Here is a 19,940-nt window from a genome sequence, read left to right as displayed (position 1 = left end):
AAGACCAAGGCGACGCATCGCCTCCTGAGCACGCTCTCCAGCGCGCCCTCGGAGCGTGCACGGGCCTTCCCGCAGCGCCTTGCGCGCTGAGTTCAGGCAGATGTCAGCTTCGATCGCGAGTCGGAATTCGTCGCGGTTCATGGTGGTGCACGGACGATGCACCGACCGAAATCATGACGTCAGGTAATTGCGACGCGTCAGGATTACTTCCGCCTCTTCACGTCCTGCGAGACCGCGTTCGCCATCCGTTCGAGCACTGCTTGGACGTCGTCGCGTTTGCCGTACTTGCACGGCACGCCCGCGAGCAATGCGACCACCGCGAGGTGACGCGGCTCGATCTTCTTTCGTTCGAGCACTCGGGGAGCGTTCGAGATCACGCGCGCCACGCCGGTCTTCTCGCTGCGTGTTCGCCATTCCGACTCGTCCCGGAGAAGTTCTCTAGGAAGCGCGTGGACGACCGATACGAGCGTTGCGAGCCACGCCTCGCGAGCGGCCTCGAAGTCATAGTCGTTGTCGTCCGTAGGGTGACGTTCGAACTCCGCATGTAGCTCGGCAACGGTTCGCTTCGCTGCGAGTGCTGCCGTCCGGAGGCTCACGAGGGCGTCTCTGGCTCGGATTCGCGCGGAAGCGATTCGACGACTTCTCGCTCGATCCGCAACTGCTCGCGCTCGTTCCTCGCGAGCCATCCGGGCGGCTCCTCCCTCCCATTCGCCCCACTCGACGTCGTCGTCAGAATGCGAGTCGGGCGCATCTCCGTAGCCGACAAGGAGCCCCGCATCGGCTTCCTGCCATGGGCGACCGAATTCGTTCTCGAAGCGTCGGAGGCACTCGCGGCGAACGTTTGCTTTCGTCGCCTTGAGGTGGCCCCACCCGACACTTCGATTTGGGTCCTTCGGACGCGCCACGGGGCCAGCTTACCGTTGCCTACCGTTGGGTTGCGAGCTTCGCTCACCGAGCTCCGATCGCAGGCGAGCGTTCTCGGCACGTAGCTCCGCTACAATGGCCCGTAGGTCCGCCACGACTGCACGCATCTCGAGCTCGAAATCACTTGGCCTGGGCCCGTCCGGCTCCCGCGCGCTTACGCCACCTCGGGCCAGCTCACTCGTCGGCGCCGTGTTGCGATTCCTCGGGAATTCCGCGCTGGAACCGCCTTCAAGTCCCTCTGCGCCCACAAGAAACCCGCGAAAACTGGCCCTGAATAGCCCCACTGGGGTTTATTCGGGCCTTTTTTTTGGCCTCCAACAGCGGTCTGACAAAGGCCGAAAAGAGCTCGTCCGCCGCGAGCACGCGGAGGAGATCTCGTTCGTGGCCTCGTCCTCGAGTCCGCACTCGTGGCGAACGACGGCTGGGTTGTCGCCTCGGCCCTCGCGGCCACGGTGAGCCCCGACGCATGCAAGCGTGAACGGCGGCACCGCGGTGCTCACGCTGACGAAGCAGTAAACGCGTCGCTACATCAGAGCGCAGACTTCGTGCCCCCCTCGCAGGCGTAGCCGCCGCCGCCCGACTTCAGGGTTCCATCGGCGTCGCGTTTGAAAAATCGCAGGGCGGCGTCCACGTCTTCGGTCGCGAGCGCCGAGGCGCCGGGCCGCGAGCAGTACGCGTGCGTCCATCCCGCTTTTGCGAGCGAGTCGTGGAGCTCCTTCATCTTCGGCCCCTGCTCGGAATCGCCCTGGGCGGAGACGAGGAGCATGGGAGTCTTCTTCGGCGCCTTGGGCGTCGGCTCGAGGGGGCCACCGTTGACGATCGCCCAGCCGTCGGCCGGAAAGAGGCCGTGCGAGGCCACGTACGTCGCGAAGAAGCCGCCGTTGGAGAAGCCGAGAACGTACCGCTTGTGCGTGCCGCCTTCGAGAAGCGCGTCGACCTGCCAGAGCACGCGGTCCCAGTCCTGGACCACGGCCTTGAACGACGGAGGGTCGTCGACTTCGTGCGGCCAGCAGAAGTGATCCTTGAGCTCGGCCTTCCAGGCGCACGCTCCTCGGCGGCCGCGCGGAATCACGACGGCGAAGCCGCGTCCGACGGCGGAATGGACGAGCGCCCATTCTTCCGCCGAGCCATGGCCCGTGTACATGCCGTGCAGGTAGACGAGGATCGGCGTGTTCTTGTCGTGCGCGTCGGGAATCGCGAAGCAGGTGTCTTGCGGTCCGACCTCGAAGCCGTCCGGACACCAAGACTCGTTCGATGCCAAGGCCACCTGTGGTGCGGGCGAGCTTCCGCCGCACCCCGCGCTCACGAGACCGACCGCCAGCGAGCTCGCCGCGAAGCCTCGCTGCCAGCACGATGACCACCCCCTACCGGACCGAGCCCCGTTGTTCCCCATCACCGTGAGGAAACTCTACACGACGCTCGGACAACTTTAGGAAGAGCTTTGGTCTTCGCCCGACGCGATCCACACGAGTCGCTTCCACAACTCCACGCGTCCGCCGCCCGACTCGGCGCTCGTGCCGATGACTTTCACCGCCGCGTCCTTCGAGAGCTCCTGGAGGCGAGGCTTCTGAGCAGCAAGTGGAAGCTTGTCGAGCTTCGTTGCGCACATGACGATCTGGATTTCGGGGCGCGTCTGCAAAAACTCGATGAGATCGAGCTCCTCTTGCTCGAGACCGCGGCGAGCGTCGACCAGGATCACGACCGCCCGCAGGGTCGTTCGCCCTTGCAGATAGTCCTCGAGTAGAACTTTCCAGTCGCGCGCTTCGGTCTTCGAGACCTTGGCGTAGCCGTAGCCAGGCAGGTCGACGAACACGAACGTCGGTCCGCCGACGAGGCTGACGTCGAAGAAGTTGATCTGCCTCGTTCGACCGGGCGTTCGACTGGTTCGCGCCAGACTCTTGCGCTGAACCATCATGTTGAGCAGGCTCGACTTGCCGACGTTCGAGCGGCCCGCGAAGGCGATCTCGACGTGACGTGCCTCGGGGATCTGATTGCCGGCCGCGGCTCCGGCGGAGAACTCCGCGCTCTGGACGCGGAACTCGTTCTTGGCGTCGCCGCTGTCGCTCGCGCGCTTGCCGGCGTTCTTGCTGGCGTTGACCGCAGCGGCGTTCCGCGCGGCGTTTTTCGCGTGTTGCTTCGCGCGATCTTTGGGGGTGCTGGCCATGACGGCGGCAGTCTAGCCTATTAGGCCGGCCGACCGGGGCTTGCTCGGCGGGCGAGCCGACGACGAATCGGTGCGGCGACCTCACCGAGCTCGCGGACGCCGAGGCCCCAGGCCGCGATGAGGTAGAGCCCGGCGAACACGATCGAGCCCGCGAGGCCGGGCAAAGCGCGACCGAGGGCGCCCTCGACGCCACCTTCGAGCAGACGCGCCGCTCCCCAGCCGCCGATGCCCGCGATGGCGGAGGCCGCAGCGATCTTCGCGGTCGACGTCACGAGCTCGCGCGCGCGGAGGGTCCCGAGGCGCCACTTCACGCCGACCATCAGAAGGGCGGCCTGGACGAAGCTCGACCCCGCCACGGCGATGCTGATGCCGACGTGGCCGTAGGGTCCGCGGAGCAAGAGCGCGAGGACGATGAACGCCACGAGGTCGAGCGCACTGACGATGACCGGCGTGCGCGTGTCTCCGAGCGCATGAAGCGGCGGGATCAGCTGGCGAGCCGCCGCCACGGTGAAGATGGCGCCACCTTGCCAGACGAGCGCACGTGCGGTCTGGTGAGCGGATTCTGCGTCGAAGTGACCGCGCTGGAAGAGCAGTACGACGAGTGGCTCGCCGAGTGCCGCAAGTGCCACGCTGCACGGGAGCGCCACGAAGAGCGACAGGCGCATGCCGTGGGCCCACGTCTTCGCGAGCTCCTCGCGGTCTCCCTTGGCCGCGAACGACGCCAGGGACGGCAGCGCGGCGGTCGAGAGCGCCATCACGAAGATGCCTTGCGGGAAGTCGCAGAGTCGCGAAGCCCAGAAGAAATAGCTCTGAGCCCCCTCCCCGAGCTCCGACAGAAAGCGTCGCGAGAGCGTCAGGTCGACGTAATAGACGCCGAGGCCGAACGTCATCGGGAGGATCCGCCGAAGCATCTCGCGAACGTCGGGATCTCGGAAATCGAAGACCGGACGTCCGACGTAGCCGATGCCACGAAGGGCCGGCAGCTGGGCGAGAACCTGGAGAAGACCTCCTAGGAGGACACCGACGGCGAGCGCCATCGAACCGTCGATCCCTCGCTCTTCGAGCGGACGGCGCAAGAGAAGCGCGGCGAAGATGAGCGCCACGTTGAAGAGCCCTGGTGCGAACGCGGCCACGGCGAAGCGCCGTTTCGCGTTCAAGGCCGCCATCCCCATGGCGGCCGTGCCCATGAAGAAGATGTACGGGAACATGACCCGCGTCATCTCCACCGTGCGCTCGAACTTGCCCGGCGTGGCGCGGTAGCCCGCGCCGAACAGGTCGGTCAGCGGCTCAGCGAAGAGAATGCCGAGAATCGAAACGACGACGAGCGCGACGAGCGAGACACCTCGCGCTTTCGCGAAGAATGCACGGCCAGTCTTGTCGCCACCGGTCGCGAGCTTCAACGAGAGCACGGGCACGACCGCGCTCGACACCGCGCCCTCGGCGAGGAGCTGCCGAAGCGCGTTCGGAATCGTCAGAGCGACCGAGAACGCGTCGGTCTCGCTGCGCGTGAAGAGCGCCGCGATGACCACGTCTCGGCCGAAGCCGAGGACGCGCGAGAGCAGCGTGCCGGCGCCGACGATGCCCGCGCGTCCAACGAGCTTCTCACGTTCCTTGTTGCCGGCGTCGGCGGCCGCGTGTGCCGGTTGAACGGCGATCTCCGGAGCTTCGGGCGCGCCCTCGGCCGATTCGGCGAGGTCGACCGTTTCGAGCGCCCCTTCGCCGGCGGGATCGCGCGATTCGTCGGCCACGTTGCTCATCGCGTCTTCAAGAACGCGGAAGCTCCGAACGATCGTCCTTCATCGCCCCGGGGCGGCATTCGTCGCAGTGACAGAGCGCGCGCAGGTACACGTACGAGTAAAGGCCGCTCCCGTGACCGTCGAACCAGGTCAAGCGTAGCGCATAGTTGCCGACCGGCTCGATACCGTCGAGCTCGAGCTGAACGCCGGTCGGGTACTGGAACTTGATGGTCCCCTCGTGCCCCTGGCAGCCGGCGCACGGGCAATAGCCGCGCAGGATGTCGTGCGGGTAGACGCCCCTGTGGCCGTCGCCCCACTCGATCTCGGTCACCTTGCCACCACGCGGCGACTTGATCGCCTTGCACCGAAACCGAGGATCCATCGGGCCCTTATAGCGCCAGATCAGCGAATTCGCGCGCGGATGTCGTCGAGACCGACCACGCCGGTGACGGCACCGACGGCCGCCACCGACTTCGAGCCGAGCTGATGGCCGACCTCCATCGCGCGGGTCCAGAGCTTGGCGTCCTTGAAGGCGTCTGAATCGGGCTTCACCCCGGCCTTGACGAGCACGGCCACGACGCCGGCGACGAAGGCATCCCCTGCCCCGGTCGCGTCGGCGGCACGGACGCGCTTCGTGGGCGCAGTGGCCTGACCGTGGGCCCCCACGGCGGCCGCACCGTTCTCGCCGCGCGTCAGAATCCAGGTGGCCTGTTTGGCGTTCTCCTCGAGCCAGGACACGCCGCGTTTGCCTGCAATCGCCGAAAGGTCCTTCTCCGAAGCCTTCACCACGGCAGCCCGCGAAACGAGCTCCGCGCAGGCACCTCGGAGCGCATCGACGCTCGGCCAGAGATGGGCGCGCGCATTGAGATCGACGACGAGCGAGCCCTTCGCCTTCTGCAGCGCCGCCACGAACTTCTCCGTGGCCGGGCGCACTTTGCCGAGCATGCTCGTCGAGCTCACGATGGCCCACCGCGCCTTGGCCATCGCCGAGGTGACGTGGTCCTCGCTCATCTGCATGTCGGCCGTTCCTTCGCGGTACGGCAAGAAGGTCGGCTCACCGCCGGCTGCACGCGTCACGAACGTGATGCCGGTTCGTGCCTCGAGCTTGGCGACGTGAGAGACGTCGACGCCTTCGGCCGCAAGCGCCGACTTCAAGGCGCTACCGAGCTTGTCGTCGCCCACCGCACCGATGACGGACGTAGCGATGCCGAGGCGCGCAAGCACCGTCGCTACGTTGGCTGTCGCGCCGCCTATTTCGCGACGAAACGTGCGAGCGATCGGCTCCTTGTCCGTCTTGGCGTCCGCCTCGAAGAAATCCCAGAGAAGCTCGCCGAAGCAAGCGACGTCGATGCCCGTAGCCATTCCTCATGAATGTCACACGCGCGACGCCCGACCGTAAAGCCCAACCTCAACCGGCGAAGTCCGTGTGCGCGGCCATCGCTTCCTCGATGATGAGCAGAAGCTCGCTTGCGTGCGCGTCCGTCACCGCCGCGAGCTCGCTCGCATCCGTCCCCGTCGAACGCGGGTTCGACAGACGCGCGGCGATCGCACGGAGCTCCCCTCCCATCGTACGCCGGGCGCCGCCGCAATTCATGCATACGAGGCCGCCGCTCGCCGCGTCCACGAATGCCGGACGGCCCGGGGGACAGAGCTTCCCACACCGGGCGCACCGTTCGAAGTCCAGCGCGTAGCCCGTTTCGGCGAGGAGCCGGAGGCCGAAGGTCACGAGAAGGACGCCCACGCCCGCTCCTTCGCGCGAGGCGTCGAGCGCATCGAGCAGATCACGCAGCCCGTGCCAGACCCGCGGCTCCGGAGTGCGGTTCGGGCAGAGATGGCGAACCCAGCGCAGCGCGCGTCCGGCGCCCTCCATCGCGGCGAGGCTCGAGACGATGCCCTGACGCGGTCGCGCGATGCGCGCCTCTTTGAGGACGCAGAGCTCGCGCCCGCGATCCTCGAGGCGGACGACGAGCTCGTGAATCGGCTCGAGCGTCCCTCCGAAACGTTTCGTGGATCGTCGCGCGCCGCGCAAGACCGCACCGACCCTGCCCTCGGTCTCCGTGAAGAACGTCGCGACGAGGTCAGACTCTCCGTACGGTACGCTCCGAACGAGCAGAGCGGCGGAGTCGACGACCTTCACGTCAGGAATGCAGCACGGGGACGGCGAGCCTCGCAAGCGCTAGCGCAAAAGGCTCGTCGAACGCGCGTCTCCGAAGGCGTGCTCTCAGGAGAGCAAGCTCGTGGCGGTCGGCGTGACCGCCGAAAGCTCGGCCGGCATATCGCGGCCGCGAGGCTTGAGCACGATCGACAGCGCGAGCGTGAAGAGAATCAGGAGCAGCACGAGAGCGATGGCGACGCCAAAGCGACGACCGTGTCCTTCGCGTGCAGCCTGGACGGGCGACGCCACCGGGAGCGGCGTGACCATCGCCACGCGGCGACTCGCGGTGTAGTGGGCCACGATGTCGTCGGCGCCGAGACCAACGGTCTGAGCGTAGGACTTCAGAAAGCCGCGAACGAAGACCTCACCCGGGAGATCGTCGAAGTGATCTTGTTCGATCGCCTCGAGCGTCGCGACCGGGATGCGCGTCACGCGCGACACTTCAGCGAGTCCCATGCGCTTGGTTTCGCGCTGGCGCCGAAGAGTGGTTCCGACCGTGTCGATGCTCACGTCATCCTCGTATCGTTACAGGGTCACGGGTTTTCGCGAGCGCCCTTGGCAGCACCGGTACCGGCAGGCGACGTGCCCGTGCCGGGAGTACTGCCAGGAGATGCGGACCCCGCAGGGAGGGCGGCGAGCTGACGAACGCAGCTCTTGCCCGTTGCGGTCTCACTCGAGATCTCGCGGCAGCGTTCGAAATCCTGCCGCGCCTCGACGGAACGTCCGAGCTTGAGACGCGCGCGACCGCGGGCCTCCCAAGCATCTTGAAGGCTCTCGCAATTCGGATCGGGAACGGACACGGCGCTCGTGAAGCTTTGCTCCGCGAGCGCGAGGTCTCCTTTCTTCTCGAAAGCAACGCCGAGTCGGTACTGGCCCACGCAGAAGCGGGGCTCGGCAGCGACGGCGTTCTTGAGTGAGGTGATGCCAGCGTCCACCTGGCCCCCTTCGACCTGCGCCCAGCCGAGGTTGCCCCAAGCGAAGTACGGATGAACGTACGCGGGGTCTCGGGTGAGGGGTTCGAGGACGACGATGGCCTCTTTGTACTTCTGCTCGTTGATGAGGACCTGGCCGAGCATGTTCGTCGCGTCGCGGAAGGACGGGTTCGCCTTCAGCGCAGCGCGCGCGTACTTCTCGACCTCGCCCAATCGGCAGTCCGGCGTATCCAGCCCGCGGTTGGTCGAACAGAACGACAGGTGAATGACCGCGACGAAGTACTGCGCCTTGTCGTTGTCTTCGTTGAAGGAGACCGCCTTGAGCGCGTGATCGAGCGCCGCGCGAGGGTTGCCCTTTTGGAACAGGTCGCGCGCGAGATCGTACTCGGCGTCGCTCTGGCGCTCGGGGCTCTGCGCTCCTGCAGAAGCTCCGCCCTTGTTCGCGCAGCCCGTAAGTGCGGTGAGCATGGCAAGCGCGGCAAGCGCACCCGCGCGACCAACGTTCCCACGATCAACGTTCCCACGACCCATGTTCCCAGAGATGATCGCGCGTGCAGCTCCCCCAACCCGTCCGGGATTCCCGGTGCGGGTGGGTACTGCGGCTCGAAGGCTCGAGGAAAGCGACCGCATGACCTGCCGGGTTAGCCGTGTAGTCCGGCTAAGAACCGTCGTCAACCCTGAATGGTCGCACTGCAACACCACGCAGCTATTGATCTTTTCGCTGCAGAAGCGGCTTCTGGAGGGGTCTCACGGTCCCGCCAAACGCGGCAAAAACTTGACGACGCATCAGGATGGGCATCGATAAGCGCGTCCGTGGGTGGCCCTCGCCCGTCGGCATCTTGGCCCGGACAAGCCCCTCAGGAGGCGCCTTCACTCCCCGAACGTCGCTCAGCGCTCGCCTCGAAGCTCTTCCTTGGAGCCGAGGAGGCTGTAGAGCCGACGGAGGGCCTCGAGGTCGGGGATCTCGATGCGTTCGCCCACGATCCGAACGTACTGCTGGTCGCGAAGGCGCTGAACCGTGCGCTTGACCGTATCGACGTCCAAGCCGACGCGGCTCGAGAGCTCGACCGGAGAGATCGAGAGCTCCGCCGGTCCGGCCGCGGTCCGCGACATCTTGAGGAGTGCGCTGATCACCTTCGACTGGGTGTCGCGGAGCATCAGCACTTCGATTTGGTCCTCGGCGTCGCGGACGCGGCGCACGAGCTGGGTCAGGATTCGCTCGGAGAGCGCGGGGAAGCGCTCGACGACCTGACGCAGCGAAGGCCGATCGAAGACGAGCGAGACGCCGTCGCTCAAGGCCACCGCGGTCGACGATCTCGTCGCGCCGTCGAGCAGCGCACCTTCGCCGAAGAGATCGCCGCCTTTGAGGACGGAGAGGCTTCTCTCGACCATGCGCACGCGCTTGAGAAGCCGGACGCGCCCCGAATAGAGCAGGAAGGCGTGGTTCGCCGGCTCCCCTTCCCGGAACAACACCTCGCCCTGCGCGAACGGCCGCCCGTAGTCGTCGAGCAAGGCCCGAATCGGCGCTTCCGCCATCGCGGTCGCCGCGGCCTCTTCGAGGTCGACGATGGTATCGCGGCCACCGCTCGAGCCGCCTGAACCTCTTCCGGAGAGATACGCCCCGGGATTTCCACGCGGATCCTGCGCCACGATCCGGACGATAGACGAAATCTCCGTCGCGGCGAAGGACGATCCCGAACGGCAACGCGGCTGCTAGTGTGCCCCTCGATGACCAGGTCTGCCCACGAGCAGCGCGCGACGAAAGAGACGAACGTAGCGATCGAGCTCGAACTCGACGGCACCGGAAGGAGCCGCATCGAGACACCGGTTCCGTTCCTCTCGCACATGGTCGAGCAGCTCGCGAAGCACGGGCTCTTCGATCTCGACGTGCGTGTCACGGGCGACATCGAGATCGACGGTCACCACACGACCGAGGACCTGGCCTTCGTGCTCGGACGCGCGTTCGCGACGGCCCTCGGCGACAAGCATGGCATTGCGCGCTACGGCTGGGCGACGTTGCCGATGGACGAAGCACGCGCGACGTGCACCGTCGATCTGTCGGGCCGGCCCTTCTTCGTCTGGGAGGTGCCGATGCCCAAGGCGAAGATCGGCACGTGGGACACCGAGCTCGCGGAGGTCTTTTTCGAGGGCTTCGCGCGCGGCGCGGCATGCAACCTTCACGTGGTTCTCCACGCGGGCACGAACCTGCACCACATCACCGAGATCTGCTTCAAGGCGCTCGCGAAGGCCCTTCGCGCCGCGTGCGCGATCGATCCGCGCGCGGTCGGCGTGCCCTCCACGAAGGGCAGCCTGGAGTAACGTCTCTCGAGAGGCCGCTCAGTCCTGCTTCGTCGCGGCGATGACGACGTGCGGGTACGGCAGCACGTCCGGCACGCGCACCATGCGCACGTGGAAGCCAAGCGACGTGAGCATCTGCGCCCAGTCGCGGTGGTGGCGGTAGTTGAGCGGCTCGTCCCAGCCGACCATCACGCGATCGAGGATCTCGGTGAACTTCAGACCGATGAACGGCTCGGTCGTGATGTCCTTCAGGACCAGTACGCCACGCGGTGCGAGCAGATCGCGAAGACGCGCGAGCAGCGGAAGCTGATCTTCCGCCGGAATGTGGTGCATCACGTCGAGGACGTACGCGCCGTCGAACGTACCCTTGAGCTCTGCATCGCGTGCGTCGCCGGCGTGGAACTCGTGGCCTTCGAGGCCGAGTCGCTCGCAAACGCGCTTGGCCATCGCGATGCGGCGCTGGTCCGGGTCGACGCCCACGATCTGGCGCCCCGGCTGCGTCTGCCCGAAATACGCCGCGAAGAGCCCGAAGCCGCAGCCGATGTCGAGGATCCGGCCCTCGTCGGGCAGGAGGAGATCCATGACGCTCAGAAGCTTCGGCCGGAGAATCGAGAAGCGGATGTTCGCATAGGCGCGCTCGATGGGCGGCAGCGACCGTGCAATCCGACCGATGGCAGCGCGACCGTAGATTTCGGGAGCTTCGAAGCGGCGCTCCGCACCGGCCATGCCGAGCGCGCGGAAAAAGCGGGACGAAACCGGCTCGCGCTCGAGGGACTCGCGTGACTTGCTTACGTCCCCGGTCCGCGACCGCGAGCTCTCCGACATGGACATCGGGCGGTCCCTTAGCACGACAGGTTTGCCGCAGAAATGCGTGTGGCGGGCCACTCTCCGGTTCGCGAGATCCGGGAGAGAGAGGCCCGCCACGCGGGATTCAGCCGTTATTAGGTCACTTGTTCGGCTGCGGGGTGATGCGGAGGTACGGCTTGAGCTTCTTGAAGCCCTTCGGGAACTTCTTTTCCGCGTCCGCGTCGGAGAGCGCCGGAACGATGATGCAATCGTCGCCGTCCTTCCAGTTCACCGGCGTGGCCACCGAGTGGTTCGCCGTGAGCTGCAGCGAGTCGATGACGCGGAGGATTTCGTCGAAGTTGCGGCCCGTGCTCGCCGGATAGGTGATGGTCAGCTTCACCTTCTTGTCCGGCCCGATGACGAACACGCTGCGAACGGTGAGCGTGTCGTTCGCGTTCGGGTGGATCATGTCATAGAGGTCCGAGACCTTGCGATCGGGGTCGGCGATGAGCGGGAAGTTCAACGCCGTGCCCTGGGTCTCCTCGATGTCGCCCTTCCACTTCTCGTGGTCGGCGAGCGGGTCGACCGAGAGGCCGATGACCTTCACGTTGCGCTTCTCCCACTCCGGCTTGAGCTTCGCGACCACGCCGAGCTCAGTCGTGCAAACCGGCGTGAAGTCCTTCGGATGCGAGAAGAGAACGCCCCAGCTCGAGCCGAGCCAATCGTGGAACTTCACCTTGCCCTGGGTGGTATCGACCTCGAAGTCGGGTGCTACGTCGCCGAGCCGGACGGCCATGGGGTGTCTCCTTCGTCAGAAGCGTTTGAAGAGCGTTTCGCGGACTAGATCCGCGTCCACTATAGCGGATGGACATCCGTCTACAAGGGACATGCAAGCGCCCGAAATGGCGGAGCTATTGCCGAAACTCAATGTCGGTCGGGCCTGGCGTTCGCGCCCGGTTGAATAGGCGCAACCGCGACGATCCCAGGCCGATAGGGCGGCATGACCACGCCCATCTCTGGTTCGACATCCGGCGGCGCCTGCTCACGTCCCGAAGACGATTCGGACACGCCGAACGCCTCGAGCTCCGCGAGCACGTCCAATAGCTCGAAGGCCACGTCCGAGAGCCGCTCATCGCAAAGCAACGCATCATCCTCGTCGCTCGACGTCGACTGGGACTCGATGCCAAGCGCAGGCCCCTCACCCGCCGTCGCGGCTGCGGCCTCGCCTCTAGCCGGCAAGGCCGCAGAAGGGCACGCGTCGACCAACGCCACGCGAACGACAGAGCGAGATATCCATGGTGGGCCTCACTTGGCAGCCGGGCTCACGGACGACAAACAAAGCGCGTTCGTGAGCGCAGCAGCAGTCAAAGGCAGCTACCCGGACGGCATCGAAATCGAACTCGGAAGTGCCTCGATCCAAGTTGGTCGTCAGAGCGAGGTCCAGGCCGGCGCCGGGCGCGCGGGCTACCACGGTGAGGGTGTCAGCGTAGCGGCCGAAGCCTTCACGGCCAGTGCGCAATTCGGTGCCGAAAACCCAGATGGCAGCGTTGGCCTCAACGCGGGGCTGTCTGCGACGGCGGCGAGCGTCGAAGCAACCGTCAAACACTCGGGCAACAGCGTCACCCTCGGACTCGCGGCGGGAGTCGGCGCGAGCGGGAGCGTCGGCGTGCGCGACGACGACAAGGACGGGAAAAAGGAGATATGCGCCCGCGCGGCCTTCGAATTCGTGATCATCGGCGGCTGCATCGAGCTTCCCACGTTCGTCAGGCCGTAAAGACAACCTCGCCTCCGGTATCGAGACAAACGCCGAAACGCCGCCTCGACGCGTTGACGGGCGCCGCGCGCACTCGCGACAATCGAATGTGCGCAACGACGACGCGCAGCGGCCGATGGGGGCAGCGTGATGGTCAACGCCTATCGAGACGACGCATCCTCCTTCCACGAGCGGCTTGCCGCGCTTTCGGCAGAAGTCGCGTCCTTACCCGCGGTCACGCCGCTGCAGCGCGCGCTCCTTTCGCCCGACAAGTGTCGCGAGCTCGCAGCCGTTGAAGCACGACTCCGTGAAGCATTGTCGGCCACTCCGACGGTAGTCACGCTCCAATCGCTCCAACGCGACGTCTCGGAGCTGCGCGAGTTCGTGAGCCGAATCCCAGAATACCTGCACGCGACGCGCAGCCGCTCATGGCCCACTCCCGAACCCAAAAAGCCCGAGGCATACCTCAGCCTGGGTCACTCGATCGACATGTTCGACCGTTGGGGGCCACGATTGGAACGCGCGTACCGCTTCGGTGACGCGGTCCGTTCGGACTTCGAGAGAAGCGGCATTCCGATGGTCCTCGTTGCATTCGCGCATGGATCGACCTTCGGCTTCACCGATCAGAGAATGGTCGGTCACCTGCGTGCGGGTGTTCCCAGCGGCCTCCGCGTGGCGGCCGTGCCACGTCGCAGCCTGGTAGACTACAACGAGCGTGCTCGCAACCCCGAGATCGTCGTCGATCCGGAGGTCGACGCTCACTTCCTGGTGCGTGGAGAACGCTCGCTCGCGCCCCCACTGTTTGGGCCCATTCGTCAGGCACTCCTTGCAGGGAGACACTGGATTCGCGCAGTCTCCGTCGACGTGGGGGCTGCGTCAGTGACGTGGGAAACCGTTCTCGTTCGCGACGCGACCATCGCGCCGGATTGGGCCGTGACCGTCGTCACCGGCATCATCAGCGTCGTTCGCTACGCCTAGAACCATCGCCTCCTCGAGAACGTCGTCTTCGTCGCATCGACGGAGCCCACTGACGACGGATGTCGAATCGTCGCAACCTCCGACCAAAAGGACCGACGGGAGCGACGATGACCAACGCCTATCGCGACGACGCCTCCTCATGGAGGGAGTTGCATGCCGTCCTTTCCACGGAGGTCGCGTCGATGCCGGCCATCGCGCCGATCGACCGCGCCCTGCTTCCGCGCGAGCAAATTTTGCGCGCTCGAGGCCATCGAGCTCCGCATTCGACAAGCGCTCGCGGCCGAGCCGGCGATGGAAACCATCCACTCGCTCACACGGGACGTGACTTGGTTGCGGGCATTTCTGTCGAGGGTCGATGAATACGTCCACGTCACGCAGAGCCAGCCATGGCCCTTCCCGCAACCCGCGCTGCCGGGCCAATCGCTCAGCCCGAATCGTTTCGTGATCGATGTCATCGAACGCTGGGGATGGCAGCTGGAGAACTGCGTGCCCTTTGGATGCGGCATGCGTTCCGATTTCGCCAAAAGCGGTATTCCGATGTGCCTCGTTGCCTATGGGCACGGCTCCAATCTCGACCTAACCGATCAGCGAATGGAACGGATACTGCGCGCCGGCATGCCCTCCGGACTCAACGTGGCGGTCGCGCCTAGACGCACGATCGCCGACGTGGTCGCGCGCTATTTCCGACACGAGGTGGTCGTCGACCGCGAGTTCGATCGGCACTTCGTGGTCTATGGGGACCACGGCCTCGCTCGCACAGTCTTTACGCCAGTACGTGACGTACTCCTCGAATGCCGTGAAGAGCTCTTTGGGCTTTCGTTGCGAGCCGGCGCCGCATCGCTCGCATGGGAGTCTCGCGTCATTCCGAAGACCGTGCTGCTCCCGGACTGGGCCGTCGAGGCGGTGACTGCCGTCGTCGAGACCGTTCGAACGGCGTAGGCTCTCGAAGCGGAATGAGCGCAATCGCCGCGAGAATTGGTCGATGGGGGCAGCGATGACAATGAACGCCTATCGAGACGACGTCGCTTCGCTGAACGATCGCCTCGCCGCACTCTCGGCGGAGGTCGCGTCGATGCCCGCGATCACGCCCATCCACCACAGCCTTCTTCCGGCCGCCAAGTACGACGAGCTCGAGAGTCTCAAGGCGCGACTCCGCGAGGCCTTCGCAGCCAAACCGACAATGCTCACGATGGATTCGCTCCAGCACGACGTCGCCGAGCTGCGTGAATTCCTGAATCGAGTTGGCGCGTACGTGGACGAGACGCGCAGCCAAGTCTGGCCCATTCCCGAGCCCGAATCCCCGCGTTGGACCGGTCGCACGCCGATCCGTGTGTTCGAGCGATGGGGTCGGCAGCTGGACGATTGCCGTCCTTTCGGGCGGGGAATGCGCTCCGACTTCGAGAGAGGCGCCATTCCATTATCGCTCTCCGTGTTCGCCGAGGGCGCCGGTTTCGGCATCGTCGATCCACGAATGCATCGGCTGCTCCTCGCCGGGGTCCCCAAGAAGCTCGGCGTGGTCAGGTTGCGTCGAAAGTCGCTACTCGACGACATCGAACGCTACTTTCGGCCCGGGCCCATCGTCGATCCCGAGTTCGACGCTCACTTCGCCCTTCGCGGGAGCCGCGCGCTCGCGTCCGCGTTACTGACGCCCATTCGTGGTGCTCTGCTCGACGGGAAATACAGTCTGACGTCACTCACGGTCGGCGGCGGTGCGGTTTCCCTGAGTTGGGAATCCGTTCTCATTCCTGAAACCATCGTGCTTCAGGATTGGGCTGTCCGGGTGGTCACCGGCATTGCGCAGACGGTGCGAACCGCATAGCCCGGCGCGAGAGGCTCGGCTCGCCGCGGTCATGGGCGTCGTCGACGTCGCTCGGAACGTGCAGACGCCCATGAACGGCAGAACCGTCAGGCCATTTTGAAGATCGTGCGCTGGACGAAATAGCCGTCCGCGTCTTGCTTGACTGCGAATTCACCGATGTAGCCGGAGGGATCTCCTCGATAGATGAAATCCACCCAAGCGCAATCGTCGTTGACCCATTCGATATCGTCTTTGATCGTCAGGTCGGAAAGCCATGCCCGATTCGTGTCCCACTCTCGACCTTCGAAGGACGAGTCTTTTGGAATCTCGTGAATCAGGTAGTGGTCCTGCCAGACGGTGAAGAGCGACTCGTTCCAATCCTCGTAGGCGTGACCGACGAGAGCCTTCGCCTCCTCGACCTTTCCCGCTCGGAGTTGTTCGAAGAAGCCGTGCAGGAACCTGCGAACGTCGTCGTGGGAAGGCTTCTCTTTCCAAATCTTCGGCATGCGACGAGGAGACTGCGCCCTCGAAAACCAGTCAAGAGCAACCGCCTCTGGCGGCATCCGAGGTCGTGTGGGTGTTGCACGAGGCACCGTTCGCGTTCGTAGCTCGCGACGCACTTCGCCTCATGAGAGACCGGGAGGGGACAGAAACCAGTCGCCCGAGACCGAAGACCCGAGACCCGAGACCTGAACGCACAGACCGGGCACCGGAGACTGATCACGCGAGAGTGGGAACGCGAGAGTAGGGAAGAGAACGCGTCTACGTGGACGTCGATGCCTACGTGGGTCGACCAAGTCCACCTCGTCGTCCGCGTCTAGGTCCACGCCACGCCGAAGCCCAGGTCCACGGCAACGTGGGCGGGAGAGCATTCGTCGCTCTCTTGTGCCGAGGCGGGAGCCGGGAGGGGCCTCACATCCCACCACGACGTCCACGCGAGAAGCCGCTAGCCGCTCAACGAACGCCTCACCGACGGTCATCACTCTCCTGGCAGTCAGGACAGGGGCAGCTCGCGGGGACCAGCCTTCCGACCACGAAGATCAGGCGAGAGCCGCTAGCCGCTCGACGAACGCCTCACCGACGGTCATCACTCTCCTGGCAGTCAGCACAGGGGCAGCTCGCGGGGACCAGCCTTCCGACCACGAAGATCAGGCGAGAGGCCGCTAGCCGCTCAACGAACGCCTCACCGACGGTCATCACTCTCCTGGCAGTCAGCACAGGGGCAGCTTGCGGGGACCTCGCCTTCCGACCACGAAGATCAGGCGAGAGCCGCTAGCCGCGCAACGAACGCCTCACCGACGGTCATCACTTTCCTGGCAGCGAGCACAGGGGGAGCTCGAGGGGGCCGGCCCCCCTCGAACGAGACAAAACAAAACCAAAACGGCAGCGAGGGAGAATCTCCACATCGCTGCCGTCCGGCTCTGTCTACGTACGGTTCGGGCTCCCTGACCCGTACTCCCTGGCATCCGGCTTCTTTGTCCGGGGGAGCTCGAGAGGCTTGGTACCTCTCGAAACCTGCTGTGCGAAGGAGGGGACTTGAACCCCTACGGTGTTACCCGCTAGCACCTCAAGCTAGTGCGTCTGCCAATTCCGCCACCTTCGCGTCGCTCGCGTTTCGCGTCGTTCGATGAATGCGGAATTACGATGTTCTTTCCGGTTCGTCAACACTCTTTCTCACGACGAAGTGCACGAATGATTTCTCCGACCTCGAAAGGCTTGCGAACGAGCTCCACCGTACCGTCGGTAAAAACGGCCGGGAGAGCGTCCGCATTGCCTGTAATTAGGAGGATTCGTGCATTCGGCGAGCTGGCGCGGATGCCCGCCAAGGCCGCCTGGGCGTCCGACTTGATGGGCGAAAAATCGACCAGCACGGCATCGTAGGGAGCGTCGACCAGCGCCGCGGTCAGCTCGTCGGCCGTCGAGGCCACGGTGATCTCGGCGCCACGGGCCCCCAGCGAGGCTTCGAGGAGCTGGGTGACCGCCACGTCGTCTTCGACGACCAGAACGCGCTGGCCAGCGAGCTCGGTGAAGCGAGAGGTGGAAACAGGCGGGCGCGGGATCGCGTCGGCGCGAGGCCAGCTCACACGGAACCGGGCGCCCTTCTCTCCCGAGGTACCGGGCACGAGCTCCACTTCCCCGCCCCAGACGCGCGCGAGGGCGCGCGAATGGCGAAGGCCCACGCCTGTTCCGCCGGGCCGGAGCGAGTCCCCGAGGAAGATCGAGTGCCTGCGCTCCGGAGCGACCCCCGGCCCTTCGTCGGTGACGTCGACGAAGCAGCGCTCGTCTTCGACCACCACGTTCACGTCGATGACCGTGTCGCGTGGGGCGTGCGAAAGCGCGTTGAGAACGAGGTTCGTGAGGATCTGCGCAACGTCGAGGGCGCCGCTCACGAGCGCCGTCGGGCCGCTGTCGCGTACGACGAGCCTCGTTCCCGTTCGAAGGGCTTCAACCTCGAGCGCGAGCACGACTTCCTCGACCACGGCTGCGAGCTCCCGCTGCTCGTCGATCCGCGGGGCGCCAATCGCGTGGCGCGCGAGATCGCGGGCGAGCCGAGCACGCTGCTCGACGATCGAAAGCGCGTAGGCCGTGGCCTCGGGCGAGGCGCCGGGTGCACGTGCTTCTCCCACCCAGCCGAGGAGCACCGTGAGCGCGTTCGAGACGTCGTGGAGGACGCCCGCGAGATCACGATGAGGATCGCTCGAATCCGCCATCGTGAAAGGACGCTACGCGAAGTCTGCCGTGACGTCACGGCCCACTTGGGAACAGCGGAACAGCACCGAGGGCGAGCCGGCGACAGATGCTGCCCCACCTGGCGCGGCCGAGGTGGCCCGCGCAACCACTCATCGAGACGCGGAAAAAGCGCGACGCTTGCGAGCGAGCGGCGGCCTGTGGTCCAAATAGAAGAGTCGCCCCTCCGCGAGGTGCCCGCGCAGCAAGGCCGCCGCTCCCCTACGAGCGCGTCGAGCAGGTCGAGTCGCCTCAGGTCGAACAGCAGCGCTGAACCGCGAGGAGGCACGGCCCCCTGCGAGCCGGCCGCTCCTCGCGGTTGACCGGCTCGTTCCCGAGCTCAGGCGCGAGGTTCAGGCTTCGGCAGCCGGGACCTCGCGCGCGTCCGTGCGGACCTCGCGCGATTCTTCCGAGAGCACCTGGAGCGCGCGACGCGCCGCTTCGATGGTGATGTCTCGCGCTTCGACGATCATCGCCGCAACGCGTTCGACGTCGCGGCCTAGCGCCCCCGCAGCCAGGGCAACGGAGCGCGCGTGGAGTGCCATGTGTCCACGCTGGATGCCGTCCGTCGCGAGCGCACGGACAGCGGCGAGGTTCGACGCGAGCCCCACGGCTGCCGCCACGGCGGCGAGGTCGCTCGCCTCCGTCACGCCCATCATCTTGAGCGAGAGGCGGGCGCTCGGGTGCACGCGGAGCGTGCCGCCCACCGTGCCAAGAGCCAGCGGCAGCTCGAGGAAGCCCGTCAGGAAATCGCTATCGCGACGCCAGATCGACAAGGGCGCATAACGGCCCGAGCGCGCGGCGAAGGCATGGGCGCCGGCCTCTACCGCGCGCCAGTCGTTGCCCGTGGCGATCACGACGGCGTCGATGCCGTTCATGATGCCCTTGTTGTGCGTGGCCGCCCGGTAGGGATCGAGCTCGGCAAAGCGCGAGGCATTCACGATCCCGTCGATGACGGCCTGGCCGTCCATCTGCTCGGTCGCGAGCATCTGCGCGGGAACGCGGCAGCGAACGCGAACGCAACGCTTGTCGCAGAGGTTCGACAGAATGCGCAGGCCCACGCGACCGCCGGCAAGGTCGGCGAGTCGATCGGCGACGCCCTCGGCGATCGTGTTGATGAGGTTCGCCCCCATCGCGTCACGGCAGTCGACGATGATGTGCGCGACGATCATCTCGTCGCTCGGCTCGCCGAGTGTGCGGACCTCGAGATCGCGCGCGCCTCCGCCGCGAGCGACGAGCCCCGGCACCGCGCGGTTGGCCTTGGCGAGGATCTCCTCTTTCGCGCCGAGGATCGCCTCGTGCGCGCGCGCCGCGTCTTTGACGTGCGTAAGCTGCACCTGGCTGATCATCAGCGGCGCATCGACCTCGGCGGAGAATCCCCCGCCGGCGCGCACCATCTTCGCAGCGTTCGACGCGGCAGCGACGACGCTCGGCTCCTCGACGACCATGGGGACCACGTGGTCCTGCCCGTTCACGCGCACGTTGAGCGTGACGCCGTACGGCAAGCCGTACGTTCCAAGCACGTTCTCGACGAACTTGTCGGCCGTCTCCGCGGAGAGACCTCCCGCATCGAGGGCGCTCGCGATCTCGGAGGGATCGACGCCCGTAGCCTCGCTCATCAGCGTACGGCGCTCGGCAACGGTCACCTTGTAAAAGCCGGGGAGTTGCGAGGTGCGCATCGTCATCACG

General features: G+C 66.0%; 21 protein-coding genes and 1 tRNA gene. 5 read left to right on the top strand and 17 right to left on the bottom strand.

What is annotated here, in order from left to right:
* Positions 1-203: 203 nt before the first annotated feature.
* From AKJ09_RS37880 to AKJ09_RS37835, 10 genes are all read right to left on the bottom strand, one after another.
* The gene (locus tag AKJ09_RS37880; protein WP_146652714.1) at positions 204-596 is read right to left on the bottom strand and encodes a hypothetical protein; all 393 of its coding nucleotides are present in this window, start codon (positions 594-596) and stop codon (positions 204-206) included.
* Between the two features lie 857 nt (positions 597-1,453).
* Positions 1,454-2,320, bottom strand: a complete 867-nt coding sequence (locus tag AKJ09_RS37875) for an alpha/beta hydrolase (RefSeq protein ID WP_146652713.1) — start codon at positions 2,318-2,320, stop codon at positions 1,454-1,456.
* Between the two features lie 33 nt (positions 2,321-2,353).
* Positions 2,354-3,088 carry a ribosome biogenesis GTP-binding protein YihA/YsxC gene (gene yihA, locus AKJ09_RS37870; protein ID WP_146652712.1) on the bottom strand — a complete coding sequence of 245 codons (735 nt, stop codon included), beginning with the start codon at positions 3,086-3,088 and terminating at the stop codon, positions 2,354-2,356.
* 20 nt (positions 3,089-3,108) lie between these two features.
* Complete coding sequence (gene murJ / locus AKJ09_RS37865; protein ID WP_146652711.1) at positions 3,109-4,845, bottom strand: murein biosynthesis integral membrane protein MurJ; 1,737 nt, start codon at positions 4,843-4,845, stop codon at positions 3,109-3,111.
* A gap of 7 nt (positions 4,846-4,852) precedes the next feature.
* On the bottom strand, positions 4,853-5,206 hold the full coding sequence (locus AKJ09_RS37860) for a gamma-butyrobetaine hydroxylase family protein (RefSeq protein ID WP_146652710.1): 354 nt from the start codon (positions 5,204-5,206) through the stop codon (positions 4,853-4,855).
* Positions 5,207-5,226: 20 nt separating this feature from the next.
* A complete protein-coding gene (locus AKJ09_RS37855) occupies positions 5,227-6,186 on the bottom strand; it encodes a PfkB family carbohydrate kinase (RefSeq protein ID WP_146652709.1) in 960 nt (319 codons plus the stop codon).
* Between the two features lie 46 nt (positions 6,187-6,232).
* Positions 6,233-6,961, bottom strand: a complete 729-nt coding sequence (gene recO, locus AKJ09_RS37850) for a DNA repair protein RecO (RefSeq protein WP_169928186.1) — start codon at positions 6,959-6,961, stop codon at positions 6,233-6,235.
* Positions 6,962-7,045: 84 nt separating this feature from the next.
* Complete coding sequence (locus tag AKJ09_RS37845; protein WP_240488732.1) at positions 7,046-7,489, bottom strand: helix-turn-helix domain-containing protein; 444 nt, start codon at positions 7,487-7,489, stop codon at positions 7,046-7,048.
* Positions 7,490-7,512: 23 nt separating this feature from the next.
* Entirely contained in the window at positions 7,513-8,379 is an 867-nt protein-coding gene (locus AKJ09_RS37840) for a tetratricopeptide repeat protein (protein WP_169928185.1), read from the bottom strand.
* A 420-nt stretch (positions 8,380-8,799) separates the two neighbouring features.
* On the bottom strand, positions 8,800-9,561 hold the full coding sequence (locus AKJ09_RS37835; protein WP_240488731.1) for a Crp/Fnr family transcriptional regulator: 762 nt from the start codon (positions 9,559-9,561) through the stop codon (positions 8,800-8,802).
* A 78-nt stretch (positions 9,562-9,639) separates the two neighbouring features.
* On the opposite strand from AKJ09_RS37835, the gene hisB reads away from it, so the two are divergent.
* Complete coding sequence (gene hisB, locus AKJ09_RS37830; protein ID WP_146652706.1) at positions 9,640-10,230, top strand: imidazoleglycerol-phosphate dehydratase HisB; 591 nt, start codon at positions 9,640-9,642, stop codon at positions 10,228-10,230.
* An 18-nt stretch (positions 10,231-10,248) separates the two neighbouring features.
* Here hisB and AKJ09_RS37825 read toward each other — a convergent pair whose 3' ends face one another.
* From AKJ09_RS37825 to AKJ09_RS37815, 3 genes are all read right to left on the bottom strand, one after another.
* On the bottom strand, positions 10,249-11,040 hold the full coding sequence (locus AKJ09_RS37825; RefSeq protein WP_146652705.1) for a class I SAM-dependent methyltransferase: 792 nt from the start codon (positions 11,038-11,040) through the stop codon (positions 10,249-10,251).
* 115 nt (positions 11,041-11,155) lie between these two features.
* Positions 11,156-11,791, bottom strand: coding sequence for a peroxiredoxin (locus AKJ09_RS37820; protein ID WP_146652704.1), 636 nt, complete (start codon positions 11,789-11,791; stop codon positions 11,156-11,158).
* Between the two features lie 128 nt (positions 11,792-11,919).
* Positions 11,920-12,234 (bottom strand): hypothetical protein, encoded by a 315-nt coding sequence (locus AKJ09_RS37815; RefSeq protein WP_146652703.1) that lies wholly within the window; start codon positions 12,232-12,234, stop codon positions 11,920-11,922.
* Positions 12,235-12,343: 109 nt separating this feature from the next.
* Here AKJ09_RS37815 and AKJ09_RS37810 point away from each other — a divergent pair, with 109 nt between their 5' ends.
* The 4 genes from AKJ09_RS37810 (at position 12,344) to AKJ09_RS37795 (ending at position 15,545) form a co-directional block, all read left to right on the top strand.
* Positions 12,344-12,769 (top strand): hypothetical protein, encoded by a 426-nt coding sequence (locus tag AKJ09_RS37810; RefSeq protein ID WP_146652702.1) that lies wholly within the window; start codon positions 12,344-12,346, stop codon positions 12,767-12,769.
* A gap of 126 nt (positions 12,770-12,895) precedes the next feature.
* Positions 12,896-13,726, top strand: coding sequence for a hypothetical protein (locus AKJ09_RS53590; protein ID WP_169928184.1), 831 nt, complete (start codon positions 12,896-12,898; stop codon positions 13,724-13,726).
* A gap of 291 nt (positions 13,727-14,017) precedes the next feature.
* A complete protein-coding gene (locus tag AKJ09_RS37800; RefSeq protein WP_146652700.1) occupies positions 14,018-14,665 on the top strand; it encodes a hypothetical protein in 648 nt (215 codons plus the stop codon).
* A 61-nt stretch (positions 14,666-14,726) separates the two neighbouring features.
* Complete coding sequence (locus tag AKJ09_RS37795; RefSeq protein WP_169928183.1) at positions 14,727-15,545, top strand: hypothetical protein; 819 nt, start codon at positions 14,727-14,729, stop codon at positions 15,543-15,545.
* Positions 15,546-15,631: 86 nt separating this feature from the next.
* Here the strand turns inward: AKJ09_RS37795 and AKJ09_RS37790 are convergent, their stop codons facing one another.
* The 4 genes from AKJ09_RS37790 to AKJ09_RS37775 all read right to left on the bottom strand — a co-directional run bounded on the left by AKJ09_RS37790 (position 15,632) and on the right by AKJ09_RS37775 (position 19,930).
* Positions 15,632-16,030, bottom strand: a complete 399-nt coding sequence (locus AKJ09_RS37790; RefSeq protein ID WP_146652698.1) for a hypothetical protein — start codon at positions 16,028-16,030, stop codon at positions 15,632-15,634.
* Positions 16,031-17,045: 1,015 nt separating this feature from the next.
* A tRNA-Leu gene (locus AKJ09_RS37785) sits at positions 17,046-17,127 on the bottom strand.
* Between the two features lie 58 nt (positions 17,128-17,185).
* On the bottom strand, positions 17,186-18,235 hold the full coding sequence (locus tag AKJ09_RS37780) for an ATP-binding response regulator (protein ID WP_146652697.1): 1,050 nt from the start codon (positions 18,233-18,235) through the stop codon (positions 17,186-17,188).
* A gap of 369 nt (positions 18,236-18,604) precedes the next feature.
* Positions 18,605-19,930, bottom strand: coding sequence for a hydroxymethylglutaryl-CoA reductase, degradative (locus AKJ09_RS37775; protein WP_275936682.1), 1,326 nt, complete (start codon positions 19,928-19,930; stop codon positions 18,605-18,607).
* Positions 19,931-19,940 lie beyond the last annotated feature (10 nt).

The sequence above is a fragment of the Labilithrix luteola genome (assembly GCF_001263205.1).
Taxonomy (GTDB): domain Bacteria; phylum Myxococcota_A; class Polyangia; order Polyangiales; family Polyangiaceae; genus Labilithrix; species Labilithrix luteola.
Note: the sequence above shows the minus strand (reverse complement) of the source record. Positions and strands in the feature narration are given on the sequence as shown.